Source organism: Nostoc sp. CCY0012, assembly GCF_963920855.1.
In the GTDB taxonomy this organism is placed as follows: Bacteria; Cyanobacteriota; Cyanobacteriia; order Cyanobacteriales; family Nostocaceae; genus Cyanocohniella.
The window spans coordinates 1-13,870 of record NZ_CAWUDM010000134.1 but is presented as its reverse complement, the minus strand read 5'-3'; the positions used below and the strand labels follow the sequence as shown (position 1 = coordinate 13,870).

The 13,870-nt window shown below is 41.9% G+C and carries 12 protein-coding genes; 5 read left to right on the top strand and 7 right to left on the bottom strand.

Going from position 1 to position 13,870, the window contains the following annotated elements; all coding sequences use genetic code 11:
• Positions 1–45 precede the first annotated feature (45 nt).
• Together ACM0OS_RS25505 and ACM0OS_RS25500 are read right to left on the bottom strand one after the other, a co-directional pair.
• Positions 46–975, bottom strand: a complete 930-nt coding sequence (locus ACM0OS_RS25505; RefSeq protein WP_414545974.1) for an RNA polymerase sigma factor — start codon at positions 973–975, stop codon at positions 46–48.
• Positions 976–1,885: 910 nt separating this feature from the next.
• Entirely contained in the window at positions 1,886–3,079 is a 1,194-nt protein-coding gene (locus tag ACM0OS_RS25500) for an aminotransferase class V-fold PLP-dependent enzyme (RefSeq protein WP_414545973.1), read from the bottom strand.
• A 212-nt stretch (positions 3,080–3,291) separates the two neighbouring features.
• Here ACM0OS_RS25500 and ACM0OS_RS25495 point away from each other — a divergent pair, with 212 nt between their 5' ends.
• Entirely contained in the window at positions 3,292–4,797 is a 1,506-nt protein-coding gene (locus tag ACM0OS_RS25495) for a TM0106 family RecB-like putative nuclease (RefSeq protein ID WP_414545972.1), read from the top strand.
• 189 nt (positions 4,798–4,986) lie between these two features.
• On the opposite strand, the gene ACM0OS_RS25490 is transcribed toward ACM0OS_RS25495, so the two are convergent.
• Positions 4,987–5,571 carry a hypothetical protein gene (locus tag ACM0OS_RS25490; protein ID WP_414545971.1) on the bottom strand — a complete coding sequence of 195 codons (585 nt, stop codon included), beginning with the start codon at positions 5,569–5,571 and terminating at the stop codon, positions 4,987–4,989.
• Between the two features lie 464 nt (positions 5,572–6,035).
• Between ACM0OS_RS25490 and ACM0OS_RS25485 the strand changes: the two genes are divergently transcribed.
• Positions 6,036–6,932 (top strand): alpha/beta fold hydrolase, encoded by an 897-nt coding sequence (locus tag ACM0OS_RS25485; protein ID WP_414545970.1) that lies wholly within the window; start codon positions 6,036–6,038, stop codon positions 6,930–6,932.
• Positions 6,933–7,061: 129 nt separating this feature from the next.
• On the opposite strand, the gene ACM0OS_RS25480 is transcribed toward ACM0OS_RS25485, so the two are convergent.
• Positions 7,062–7,595, bottom strand: coding sequence for a DUF4330 domain-containing protein (locus ACM0OS_RS25480; RefSeq protein ID WP_414545969.1), 534 nt, complete (start codon positions 7,593–7,595; stop codon positions 7,062–7,064).
• A 254-nt stretch (positions 7,596–7,849) separates the two neighbouring features.
• Between ACM0OS_RS25480 and ACM0OS_RS25475 the strand changes: the two genes are divergently transcribed.
• A complete protein-coding gene (locus tag ACM0OS_RS25475) occupies positions 7,850–8,704 on the top strand; it encodes a M48 family metallopeptidase (RefSeq protein ID WP_414545968.1) in 855 nt (284 codons plus the stop codon).
• Between the two features lie 66 nt (positions 8,705–8,770).
• Here the strand turns inward: ACM0OS_RS25475 and ACM0OS_RS25470 are convergent, their stop codons facing one another.
• Entirely contained in the window at positions 8,771–9,529 is a 759-nt protein-coding gene (locus ACM0OS_RS25470) for a metallophosphoesterase family protein (protein ID WP_414545967.1), read from the bottom strand.
• A 441-nt stretch (positions 9,530–9,970) separates the two neighbouring features.
• Here ACM0OS_RS25470 and ACM0OS_RS25465 point away from each other — a divergent pair, with 441 nt between their 5' ends.
• Complete coding sequence (locus ACM0OS_RS25465) at positions 9,971–10,252, top strand: DUF2470 domain-containing protein (protein WP_414545966.1); 282 nt, start codon at positions 9,971–9,973, stop codon at positions 10,250–10,252.
• A gap of 45 nt (positions 10,253–10,297) precedes the next feature.
• Here the strand turns inward: ACM0OS_RS25465 and ACM0OS_RS25460 are convergent, their stop codons facing one another.
• Positions 10,298–10,429, bottom strand: coding sequence for a hypothetical protein (locus tag ACM0OS_RS25460; protein ID WP_414545975.1), 132 nt, complete (start codon positions 10,427–10,429; stop codon positions 10,298–10,300).
• Complete coding sequence (locus tag ACM0OS_RS25455) at positions 10,401–11,882, bottom strand: protein kinase domain-containing protein (RefSeq protein WP_414545965.1); 1,482 nt, start codon at positions 11,880–11,882, stop codon at positions 10,401–10,403. The genes ACM0OS_RS25460 and ACM0OS_RS25455 overlap by 29 nt, the downstream gene beginning before the upstream one ends.
• A gap of 195 nt (positions 11,883–12,077) precedes the next feature.
• Here ACM0OS_RS25455 and pap point away from each other — a divergent pair, with 195 nt between their 5' ends.
• Entirely contained in the window at positions 12,078–13,580 is a 1,503-nt protein-coding gene (gene pap / locus ACM0OS_RS25450; protein ID WP_414545964.1) for a polyphosphate:AMP phosphotransferase, read from the top strand.
• Positions 13,581–13,870: the final 290 nt, after the last annotated feature.

The window sequence follows — 13,870 nt, the reverse complement described above, 5'->3', positions numbered from 1 at the left end:
TTTTCTTTGTTATGTCAAGTTTTCTCTATACCAAATTAGATGAGCTTACCCTGATCCTTTCCCCAAAAGAGGCCATTGTTGTTCCTTCTTTACCGTCAGATAGCAATTACCACAATTTGCAGTTTCTATTTGCGCTAAAGCCAAAATTGCTATTGGCTGCTTGTCGCACAGCACTGCATCAATATACAGATAACTATCTCTTTGTATTTCTAATTCCACATCTGATGCATCCATGACACAAGTTGAATCTTCCTGTGGTGACTTATCAATATCACTCTTTTCTTCCGCTACCACAACAGAAACTACGGTCTCACTATCACATGGGGTAACTGTTTGATTCCCCTGGAATATTTCTTCTCTTACTGGCTTTGTTGTAGGTGGTGGAACTACTAAATCCGTATCCGTCTTATTCTCCCCAATAAAATATTTCTTTAACTCAATCAGTAAAATTCCCCTCGCCTGAGAGACACGCTTGCAGACATTTTGATAAGAAATATCCTGCTGTTGGGCTATCTCTAAATAAGAAAGTTCTTGATAAAAATGCAAAATAAATGTCTCGCGCAGCCGATGTGGTAAATTCTCGATGGCACGACAAATGACAATGTTTTTTTCGTCTGTCTCTAAAGTTCTTTGTGGCGTATCGTCAGTCCAAACTAGCTTTTGTTCTTCACCAATCGTTTCTATATTCTCAAATTTGTTAGCGCCGCGATCGCGTTCTCGATTAATATCTACACATAGGTTATGAGCCAGTTTTGTTAGCCAAGCCTTATAGTTAGTAATTTTTCCTGCATACTGTTGTACCTTTTTCCAAGCCTTGAGCATTATCCGACTCAGAGCATCTTCAGCTTCCGTAGAGTTCCCACTCATCCACTTAAGGCAGCAACGATAAAGATAATTTCGATACTCCTGCCATAGTCGCCAAAAATCAGTGCAATCACATGATTCAGGGATTGCAAGTATATGATTACTCACCATAAATTATGAAGATAGATGAATTAGATGTGTTTTTCTAAGTATTTACTGTGTTTTTTTGTACAAAAAATGACATATCGTTTTTTCTAACTCTAAACTGAAATATGTACGAAAAATCACTAAAAGGTGAAATGTCACAGCCAACAGCAACAAAAATAACCTTAGTCAAACTATGTATCAGTTCGTAGCATATGTTTCGTAGTTACGCTTACCTTTTGTCAAAGTCTATTTCAATTGTGTATTAGAAAACAATAGCCATTATCATCACCGTAAACAGAAGACTAATTTCCCAGTAAAATTACGCAATTAGCAATAGAGGCTGTCTAAAAGCAACATATTGTAAAATATTATTTATTTCCTTAAAATTGATGAAAATGCTCAATTTCCACGCATAAGGTTAATTAATAAAAAACCAGTACTTATCCTAATGGGTGTTTATGTGTTGTTTACCTCACACTCGAACTAATTTATTTACTTTATAAGCATCAACTTGCTTGATAAAACCGTGATTATACTGAATCCTATAAAAATAATGTTCATAAAAATATCATTTGTTTAGAGATTTTGTTTGCAAGTCTAGCTACTTTGGTGAGGAGAGCGAATTTCCATTAACCAGTCCATTACTCCTTCTCAGGACCCATCTTCATCTTTGAAGCGATCGCCACGTTAGCCTAAAATCAAATCAGTATTTTCAGATATTCAGTTGGATCTGTTTTTCCCAGATAACAACAATGGTCACTCTACAACCTCATTGTGAATCTCCTGACTAAAAGTCAGGAGAGCATCAATCAAAAGTAAATTTGAGTTCAAGGCGAAATTACAAACAGACGTCTGCTAAAAACTTCAACATAGCCAAGTGTAGTTTTTAGTCCACTCGGCAACATCAGTGTAGAATTCTGGTGTCAAAGTTAATTCAGTCCAAGTGACAAAACTTTTTTATACCTGCAATCAATTGGTCAATTTCTGACTCTAGAGTCAAATAATGAACAGTAGCGCGGACACAATCAGGATCAGCAAGTGTGCGAGTTAAGATTTTTTGGGACTCTAAAAATTGTACTAACTGAAAATGAATGCGCGGTTTTGACTGGGTAAGTTGGAAAGAGACGATACCGCTTTCGGGGGGAGAAGTTCGCAAACATTGAACATCGGGTAAAGCTGTTAAACTTTCCCATAAATAATTGCTGTTGCGGCAAATTTGCTGATAACGTTCCTCTGGGGTTCCCCATTGTCCATGAATAGCGATCGCCTGTGTTAATCCCCCATACAATGAATACGCTGATGTAGATACTTCATATCTGCGCCCATCGGGTTGCCAATTCACCGGTTTACCTTGAGAATCTACTGTAATGCCTCGCAAACCGATAAACGTGGGATGCAAGCTGTCTCTGACTTCAGGACGCACATACAAACCACCGATACCAGCCGGGCCACATAACCATTTGTGACCGGTGAAAGCATAGAAGTCTACACCCAATTCCGGCAAGTTTAAAGGTAATAAACCTACAGACTGGGCGGCATCGACTAAAACTAAAGAATTATTATCTCCGCATACTTCTACAATTTTGTCAAGCGGTAAAACTTGACCTGTATTCCAGAAGACATGACTTAAAATCACTAAGCGAGTATGAGGGCGCAAGTGTTGAGCAATCACTGTTACAGGGTCGCCAGTATTTAAAGTTGACTTCAAGGGACAAGTAGTAACTTCCACAGCAAATCTGCGTTGAATTTCTTCTGCGGTTGCTATCACCCCTGGATGTTCACAGTCGGAAAGCAGTATATGGTCACCAGGTTGCCACTCAATACCCCACATAGCAATATTGCAACCAACAGTGACATTTTCCGTGAGTGTAATGGTTTCTGGTGGTGCTTGCAACTGTGAAGCGATCGCTTCCCTCATAGCTTGCTTTTCTTGAGTCAGCCAAGCATAAGCCTCATTGCCAAAGGGGCCTGTTTGCTGGACATAGGTTTGAGCCTGGGTAATAGCATTCATTGCCCCTTGAGGCATGGGCCCTTGCCCACCATAATTAAGATAAGTTTTATTCGCTAAAGCCGGAAATTGCTCTCGGTGGCGATGTAATCTGGTTTGTGCAGCTGAAATACTAGTCATTTGCCAATATCAATTTTTTCTCTCTTCCAGTCTGCCACTCAATACGACTTTACTATCTTTCGCCCCATTATCCCGTTACCCCATCACCCACAGCGTAAAGCCCTAACGGGCATTGCTGCGCTTACCGCGTCGCGTCCCACAGCGATAGGATATTTTTTGATTTACAACTTTACTTATGCCCAGATTGAGCTAATTCTTGCTAACTTAAAGGGATGCTAATTAATGCTGAACACCTACTGCAATATCAACGCTGTAAACGCCGACCTGTTTTAGATACTCACGGCGATAGACCGCAGCGTGACGCCCCCAATGAGTTGCTAGTCAAACTACAACAAGACAAAATCGCTCATCGTTTGAGTATTATTGCAGGGTTGAGCGATTATCATCAACCAGATTACCCACGAGGTAACTGGAAAGCAGCACAAGCAGCAACTTTAGAGTTAATGCAGCGCGGTGTTAAGTACATTTATCAAGGTGTGCTTTTAACTAATTATCAAGATTTAGTAGACACACCCAATGAAGACATATCATTATCTCCGCGATATGACAGATATACCTTCCTGAGCCGTCCCGATTTACTCGTAAAACAGCCAGGACAGTCTTGCTTTGGCGATTGGATGTATGTTCCGGCCAACATAGAATTAGGTAAGCGTCCGAAGCAGGAATATCAAGTTGTTATCGCCTTTCACTCCCAAATCTTGGCAAAAATGCAGGGCGTGACGCCGGAAATAGCTTGGCTGATATTGCGTACCAAAAATAGCGATTATGCAGTGGGTTTAGATAAATGGATACCACTGATGCAAGGCATTTTGTGGGAGTACATTCAAGCTTTAGAGTTACCAGAACCACCAGAGGTGTTTATTTCCCGTCAGAAGTGTAATTTGTGCCATTGGTATAGTCAATGCTATGCGATCGCCCAATCGCAAAAACACCTCTCATTATTACCAGGAGTCACACCTGTTCGTTACAATCAACTCCAAGCCTTGTCAATCAACACCGTGGAATCCCTGGCTAATACCAGTCCCCTCACCTTAGAAAATCTGCCTGGTTTCGATAGCTCAGTTGCACCAAAAATCATCGTCCAGGCTCAATCTGTACTGGAAAGACGACCATTTATTTTACCCAATCCATTACCAACTGAGGATATTACATTTACGGCACCTGTAGAGCTTTACTTTGATATTGAAGCCCAGCCAGATTTAGATTTAAATTATTTGTTGGGAGTCTTAGTAGTTAATAGACAAACCAACACAGAAGAGTTTTATTCCTTCCTCGCCGAAAAACCAGAAGAAGAAGAATCAATTTGGCAACAATTTTTAGACTTGGTTTGGCAATATCCTGAAGCGCCAATTTATCATTTTTGTGTCTATGAATTTGATACAATCAAACGCCTAGCAAAACAATACCAAACTCCCAACGCCTCAGTGCGTCCTGTACTGAATCGATTGGTGGATGTGTATGAACAATTAACTCGGAGTGTAGCCTTACCCATAGAAAGCTACGCCTTAAAAGCCATCGCTCGGTGGTTGGGCTTTGAGTGGCGCGAAAAAGAAGCTAGTGGTGCTAAATGTATTTATTGGTATGACCAGTGGTTAGAAACAGGCGATCGCACTTTACTAGAAGTAATCCAAAGTTACAACGAAGATGATTGCCGCGCCACCCGTAGTGTCAAGGAATGGCTGGTTAACTTTATTCTGGATGAATATCAGGCTGGCTAGGGCGTGTTTTCAAACTATAACCACAACAAAATTGACCACCGGGTGCTGGTCATGACTGGGCTTACCTGTTTTCGGTTTTGGTGGTAGTAGTAACAGTCTTCACCTCTCCCCACGTTTGTTGCTTAAGTCTCCTCGATTCATGATCATCACCAAGCGATCGCATCTTTTTTGAGGATATAACGAGTGTAATTAAATACAAAAACGAAAATTATCTAAGGTGAATTGACCATCAAAGGCGCTGAAGGTAACAGAGTGGATATTCTTGGCTGTGACGGATAATAAGGCATTTGGGGGCATTGAAGAGTCAGTATTGGCAAGATTTCCGGTGGGGAGTATGGTTTGTGCTAATAGTTGACCATCGCGGTTGTATGCAGACAAAACTAGCCGCTGTGAACTTGTTACCAATGAACTTACACAGTTAACAGGATATGAGAAAGTGGCTACTAAAAATTTGCTCTTGGGCGAACTCATCAATACTGTTAGCCCTGAATGGGTGGGAAATGCTGGATTTGATGGCTGTATTGCCAAGCAATTATCAAAAATGACTCCCCATCTCTCATACTGATGTTCGACGGTTTCAAAACATTTTAGGTCGTCGAAGTTTAAACAAATACAAGTAGGTACAGTCAACTGAGTAACTGCAATTACTTCCTGAATCTGATCTCGACTGGATGAAGCCATAACTTGGTTCGGCAGATCATGGTTTTCCAGTGCAAATTTAGAGTCTTCAAACGTTGTTTCTTTCTGCGATTGAAGAGTAGCCTGTTTTACCATGACACCCCATTAAAATATGACTGCGATCATCATCAGATTAGTAATTACATCAAAAGCTATTATTTCTGTATACAGAAATATCATTATTAGCTTTATTTAATTGAGAGTTTTGACTATTCTCAACGCTGAACCTAACCGTGATTTCTCTTTTAGACTACCACGAAAATCGCATATTATCACTATGTTTTAGGTGAGACTACTTAACCCAAAAAAATCGTAAAAGCCTTGTGGCGGGGTGATTTCTAGCAAAGATATTTGTTGGTAGGACAAAAAAAATCACTAAAACTTTACAAGTAAATCTAAAATTTTATATCTACTTAATCTGACGGGGGCCAGATGTGCGGAAATGATTAATTCGCCAATAATAACAATTGTCAGGAGTTGGAATTTACAAAGTCAGCGCTTTGGGATCAAGTCAATATCCATCATATCCAGCAATTATCACAGAACTGTAATCAAGATTTATGTTTCAGCCACAGGGATTTGAGCAACGTTCCATAATTACCTCTTTAGGTAAGATGGTTTACTATACAGCCACTAACTCACCTTGGCAGGATAATCTGACCGCAAATCGTGACAGAGAAACGTTAGTGTTCCTGCATGGCTTTGGTGGTGGTTCTTCTGCCTATGAGTGGTCGAAAGTTTATCCAGCTTTTGCTGCGGAATATCGCCTTTTAGCACCAGATTTAATCGGTTGGGGTAGATCTGAGCATCCAGTACGCAACTACAGCATTGATGATTATTTGATCACCATTCGGGAGTTTTTGCAGCAGACTTGTACAGGGCCAGTAACTGCGATCGCATCTTCTTTGACTGCGGCCTTCACAATTCGCGTAGCGATCGCCTATCCTGATTTATTCAAGTCTTTAATTCTAGTCACACCAGCCGGACTTTCTGATTTTGGTGAAGACTACTCCCGCAGCTTTTTTGCCCAAATAGTCGGTGTTCCAGTGTTAGATCGTTTACTGTATAGCACCGGCATTGCTACCAGTGGCGGGATTCGCAGTTTTTTAGAACAACGACAATTTGCCCAGTCTAATCGCATATACGAGGAAATTGTTGAGGCTTACTTAAAATCTGCCCAGCAACCAAATGCCGAATATGCCGCATTATCTTTTGTGCGTGGTGATTTATGCTTTGATTTAGCCCTTTACATTCAACAGTTGATCACTCCCACTGCGATTATTTGGGGACAAAAGTCACAGTTTACAGGCCCCGAAATTGGTCGTCGTCTGGCTGAGAAGAATCCCCAAGCAATCCGCGTGTTTCAACCATTGGAAGATGTGGGATTAACGCCACAGTTAGAATTACCAGCCGTGACTATTGGATTAATTAGGAAGTTTTTGCCTTTACTTAATTAGTAGTCAATCAGTAGTCAGTTGTTGACAACTGACTATTGTCTCTTCTCTGGTTTAGTTTGAATATGCCGAAAAAATAACCCCATATACCAGAAGGCAATGGGGATAGCTGTTACCAAAAAAAATAAAATACTATTTGTCTTCTACCCTGACATCGATGACAGTGGCATTAAAGTTATAGTTAAAACCTTCTAACTCAAAGGGCATACCAATTTTCACTTTGCTGTTGCCTAAAACTGGACCAGTGTCAGTAATTTGGGCTTTACCTTCTAGAGTTAACAGCATATCTGTACTAAAATTATTAGTTCTGGGATCTGGTAGTTCTTTGACAGATCCATCTGGTTGGGAAACTGTGAGGGTTCTAGGTAATACTTGAATTGATTTTATCCCAATTTGACCGTAGGGTTGATTGCGGATAATCACGTTTGTTTTACCGCCTTTAGTGAATCCTTTTTCAAACAAGCGTTCAGGGTCGCGGACATTTAAACCACGCACAGCTAAATCTACTTCAATGGGTACAGTTTTAGTACCGACTTGGGCAACTGAACCAGTAGTACCAGGGAAGAAAAATATGCCCACTATAACTAGCACAATCACTAGTGCCGCACCGAAATCGAGAATATTAATTTTACCGAACAAGCGTCCTTTGGAATCTAAAATAGCCATATAAACTTTTCCCAAATACAAACTGAATAATTGATTTTAGCAATAAGGTTTATCAGGGACACGCCTAGTTTCCCTGGGGCGTTGTAGTCATGCGACAGTTTATCACAAGGAAAGTGAAGATGAGGGGGTGGAGATAATTAACTAGACAATACTGAGAACTGTACGGGCGATCGCCTGGAGGGGGTTTGAGTCAATAATGCAACTTAGAAGACTGTAAATTCGTCCTATAATTTATCCCACTAGACCTAATTACAATGAATTGGAAAGGTTTTTTTGCTAATCACTATATGTGGCGACGACGCTGGTTTTATCCGTTAATTTCAGTGTTTGTTGCCATAGCTGTGTGCCTAAATACACCCATGCCCGGACAGGCTTTCGATATCCGGTCTTTACTATTTCGGGGGGTACAGATAATTCAGATGTCTAACATCTCTGATCGCCAGGAGGTTGATCTGGGTCAGCAGATGAATCAACAATTGCAAAGTGGTGATATTAGACTGAGCCGGAATACGGAAATTAATCGCTATGTAGAGCAAATTGGTCGGCGTTTGGCGGCTAATAGCGATCGCCCTAATCTCCCTTTTACCTTCCAAGTTGTGGAAGATAACGCTATTAATGCCTTTGCTACTTTGGGTGGTTATGTCTATATCCACACCGGTTTGATGCGAGCCGCAGATAATGAAGCGGAACTGGCGAGTGTAATTGCCCACGAAATCGGTCACATCGGCGGTAGACACTTAGTTCAACAAATGCGACAAAGAGCGATCGCAGGTGGTGTCGCTTCAGCCGCAGGTTTAGACCGGAATGCAGCCGTGGGAATTGGGGTAGAACTTGCACTCAATCGTCCCCGCAGTCGTCAAGATGAATTTGATGCCGATAACAGAGGATTAAGAACTTTGACCCAGGCTGGTTATGCTCAGTCAGCAATGGTTTCCTTTATGCAAAAGCTGATGCAAAAAGGGGGATCAATGCCTGCATTTTTGAGTACTCACCCTGGAACAGCTGATCGCATTAATGGTCTCCAACGTGCTATTAATGCCCAACCTAGCAATCAGCGTGACGGATTAGATAATGCTGCTTATCGAGCTAAGATCCGCAGCTTACTATAGTCTTAACTGTTTTGTACTTAGGAAAAAGCCCACATTTGAGATTGTCTGTTGTCTTCTTCATCTCAGTTATGCTCGTTGCTTGTTGCGGCGAGCTGCTATTTGGCAGGGATCAACATTAATTACTCCCTCTGCCAAGGGCAAGACGCGGAGGCTGTTGTTAAATATATTGGCCTGATAAATTAAATGATTTGTCATGTCTAATCCAGTTAACCAGCCACTGCGGGGATGGTATGCACCAGTATCTATATCTAGCCATCCTTGTCCTTGTGCTAGTTTGCCAGGGGGAACGCCAGGAAATGTAAAAGTTATAGTATGCCCAATGATAATCAGCTTATCAGCAAAGTAGGGCTGCTGAATGCTATGAAACTCATCACGTATCCAGCACAATTGCTCGGCAGTTTGGGCTGATAAAGGCAGGTAAGGGTCAACACCAGCATGAGTTAACCAAATATCTCCCAAGTCGAGATATGTAGGGAGTGTCTTTAACCAATCCAAATGCTCACCAGGAATAGTGGCTTCTTGGTAACTGGCTATGGTTGCTTGGCCTCCACCATACAACCATGCTTGCATTGCTGCTGTAGCCGTATTTTCGTTGGTGAGAATGTTTAATAACATCTGCTCATGATTTCCCAGCAGACAGACATAATTGTTCTGGATGACAAAATCTATGACATCGCAGCTTTGCGGGCCACGATCAATTACGTCCCCTAGAAAATAAATTTCATCGTCTGATGCGGGGGCGATCGCCTCCATCAATTTCATCAACCCTTCGTAGTGTCCATGCACATCCCCAATAAAAATTCGACGTTGGCTAGTTTCGCTCATCGGCTCTTAGCTTCAATAGTTTAGCTGAATAATTTGGCTACAGTTTAAGTGGTTTGGTTTCCGCAATAATAGGTAAAAAGCACTTGACAAATTTAACTTTTATCTTATTTTAATTGTTATCTTGTGAAATCAGATGGTATGAAAAATACGTCTGTAGGAATATAACTTGAAAGTGGGTAGTCTGCTGTTAGCAGGAAGTAAGACTGAGTATTGGCTGAAGTTATGTCAAAATCAGGACTTACGTAACCAACCACGTATGTTTGTCATTGCGTAGGCGAAGCCCATCGTTCGCGTAGCGTCTCGCAGAGAAGATATCGTAGGTAGGGAATCTCAAAGCCTTGGTTTTCGTAGCGAGTGCGTAAGTCCTAAAAATATGCAAGTTTCATTCAGATTAGCTTAAAATTAAGAAAATAGCTGTATTATCAAACCTACTCACTCACTATGTCTGATCAGTTCTCGGCTGAAATTAGTTCACGCATTTGCAAGCACATGAACGAAGATCATGCTAATGCTGTTGTTATTTATGCTCAGGCTTTTGGGGGTGTTACAGATGCGACGGCCGCACAAATGTTGTCAATCGATGCTGAAGGGATGAATTTAACAGCCCAGGTAAATGAGGAAACAGTGCCGGTTCGCATTCAGTTTGATCATGTCTTAGCCGATGCAGAAGATGCTCACCAAACTCTGATTGCAATGGTGAAGCAGGCGCGGGTAAAGTTATGATAGTTGGTATAGCCCCGTACAGCCTAGCGGTATCCTTGGGTTGAGTCAGCATTCACTAACTAATGGTAAATCTGCGGTGACTCGATTTGTGAGTGTTGCCTGATTTTCTGTCAACATGGGTTGTAAATCAGCGATGGCAGCTTCTACTTTAGTTACGTCTGGCTTCTGTGCTGACAATCACTCGACAATTCACACCACCGTATTGCTGGCAAGTTTGGAGAGCATACTCTTCTGCAAGCTCTTTCCCGCCTGGGGGATGATCAATCTTAGCTCCCCATCCTGTGCCATAAGCACCATTAGAACCTACAGCCAACGCTCCCCAAGAATTTTTAAACCATAGGAGTCCCAAGCAATCATTAGCGCCGGATTTGCGTTGACAATCAATCAGTGCGGTGCTTTCGGCCTCTGCTTGTGATGAACTAGTAGCTAAACCATAAATTCCGGTTACGGAAGAGTAAGAAATAGCCCCAAAGAAATCAGAAGTTAATGGAGTTGCTGGAGGAGTTGGTGTAGATATAGGAGCTAAATTACTAGGAATTTGTGATTCTACAGGCATTGCCTCCTGAGAATTATTAGTCGCAGGCTGTATGATTGGTTGATCTACTGGTTCAGGAAGTTCATCGAGAATCACGCCAAGAATTGTAGCTGCACCAATTAAACCACCCGCAATTAAACCCCCTTTGAGTTTTCCCTTGCGTTTATTACCTTGATTGTCAGTTTGAGAAGAAGGTGATGGGCTAACAATAGTGCTATTTTGAGGTATTACAGACGGTGGTGTATTAATCACTATTGGTTGGGGGACGGTTCCTGGCGCAAATTGTAAGGCTGACAGCATTTCTCTAGCAGTGGCAAACCGTTCTCGTGGATGGTAGGCGATCGCTCGATTAATCATTCCGGCTAATATGGAACTAATATTCAAAGCGTGCCTGTACCAAATAATTTCCCCAGTCTGGGGATCTGTCTCTAATTCTTGTGGTTGTTTCCCTGTCAGCAGATAAATTGCTGTTAGTCCTAAACTGTATAAATCACTAGAATAGACTGGTCTACCTGCCGCTTGTTCACTAGGCATATATCCAGGTGTGCCAATGACAATGGAACTGGTGGGATTGCCTTGGGAATTGAGCATTGTTCCCATTGTCTCCCGTACCGCACCAAAATCAATCAGCACAGGTTTACCATCACGATGACGCAAAATAATGTTATCCGGCTTGATATCGCGGTGAATAATTCCTGTTGAGTGTACGTACTCTAAAACTGGCAACAAATTTTCTAATATTTCTCGAACAGTAGTTTCACTACATAAGCCCTTTTGTTGGATTCTTGCTGTCAGGGTATCACCTTGAATCCATTCTTGAACTAAGTAAAATTCCCCAGATGACTGAAAATAAGCATACAACGTGGGTATCTGGTCAGTATAGCCGCCCAAGTCTTCTAAAATAGCTGCTTCCCTTTGAAAGCGTTCTTGTACCAGTTGATAAATTTGGGGATTGTTTTGAATTGGTCTTAACTGTTTAATAACGCAGCGGCGATGGGATGGCATTTGAGTATCTTCCGCGAGGAAAGTTTCACCAAATCCACCAGCCCCCAGTGTACCAATAACTTGATAGCGGTTGTTGAGCAATGGTTGCATAAATTAGCGCCGTCCGGTAGTCCTGAGTGCTGAGTATTATCACATAGCTAAAGCTAGGCAGTTGCAACAATGATACCTTGTTTCCAGAGCTTTACTTGGTTTATTATGTGTTTTTTATGCAGAGAGCTAGCCAGATAGATTTTGGTATTATCCCTGGTTAAGTTACGCTGCTAACACCTAGATATAAAATTTCCTATGCTGGATACACTAGATTTAACCCTTTCCTTAGATAAAGCAACCTATAAATCAGAAATTGACAGGCTCATGCATCAACTGCGAGAACTGCAAAATGCCTGTTGGGAGAAAAAATTACCTGTAATTGTAGTGTTAGAGGGGTGGGCAGCCGCTGGTAAAGGGGGGCTGGTAAAGCAAATGGTTTCCTATATGGATCCGCGGGGATTTCAAGTACATCCTATTTGGCCGCCTTCGGAAGAGGAGCGCAAGTATCCCTTCATGTGGAGATTTTGGGAAAAACTCCCCGCCCAAGGCAAAATCAGCTTTTTTTATCACAGTTGGTATACTCATGTTCTAGAAGAACGTTTACTTGATCGGGTCGGAACTGATCAAATTCCCGCAGTACCTCAATTAATGGGGCAAATTAACGCCTTTGAGCGCCAAATGGTGGATGATGGAGCTGCGATCGCTAAATTTTGGATGCACCTCAGTCGCAAAGAATTAAAAAGTCGTTTAAAAGAATATGGCAAAGATCCATTAACTGCTTGGCGGGTACGGAAAGAAGATTGGAAACAAGCAAAACACTATGACCGCTACGCCACCTATGCAGAAGATATGCTCGTGCAAACCAGTACTGGCGTTGCTCCCTGGACTTTAGTGGAAGCGAACTGCGAACGGTGGGCGCAGGTGAAAGTGCTAAGTCAGCTGGCTGCCACTTTGACTGCTGCCCTAGATCGACTAAAAATTCAGATTCCCACCCCTAGCCTGCCTACACAGACACAATTAGAACCCACAGACTCGGATGTACTAGCATCCGTTGATTTGAGTCTGAGTCTTGCAGAAGCAGACTACGAAGAGCAATTAGCCAAAGAACAAGTGGAACTACGCAAATTGCAGTTAAGCATCCACAAACATCAAATTCCTGTACTGGTGATGTTTGAGGGCTGGGATGCAGCAGGTAAAGGCGGGGCAATTAAGCGGTTGACTGATATTCTCGACCCCCGGAGTTACTTCGTTCATCCTTTTGCCGCCCCCACAGATGAAGAAAAAGCTCATCATTACCTCTGGCGATTTTGGCGAAGATTACCTACGGCTAGTATCATCGGCATTTTTGACCGTTCCTGGTACGGCCGGGTCTTAGTTGAGCGAGTAGAAGGATTTGCCTCGGAAATTGAATGGCGTCGAGCCTACCGAGAAATTAATGAATTTGAAGCACAGTTAACAAGTGCAGGTTATGTTTTAGTAAAATTTTGGTTGCAAATTAGCCCCGAAGAACAACTCAATCGCTTTACCGCGCGCCAAAATGACCCCTTTAAGCAGTATAAACTGACTGATGAAGACTGGCGCAATCGGGAGCAGTGGCCTGTTTATGAAGTGGCAGTTAATCAGGCAATTCAGCGCACCAGCACGCCCACGGCTCCTTGGACAATTGTTGCGGCCAATGACAAATACTATGCCAGAGTCAAAGTAATTGAAACTGTTGTTGAAGCCATTCAGGCGGAATTACAACGTCGCCAGAAGTAAAACGAAAAACTGTTGCGTCTGAGTGCTGAGGAAAAAATACTAAGTAGAACAGGGTAAATAATTAAAGGTTTGTAGCAAGAACTTTAGTTCTGAAATAAGGACTAAAGTCCTTACTACGAACTCAATCTTATTCTTTTTACATTACTTAACATAGTTTGTTTTTTTAACTCGTTCTACTTAGTTACCACTCCCTGGTTTCTTTTTTAGGGAAAATGGCTAATTTATAGATATAAATCAATACTGTAGCCAAATTACGAGGGTTCAATGGCTGTAGAAGCATTGTGAATACG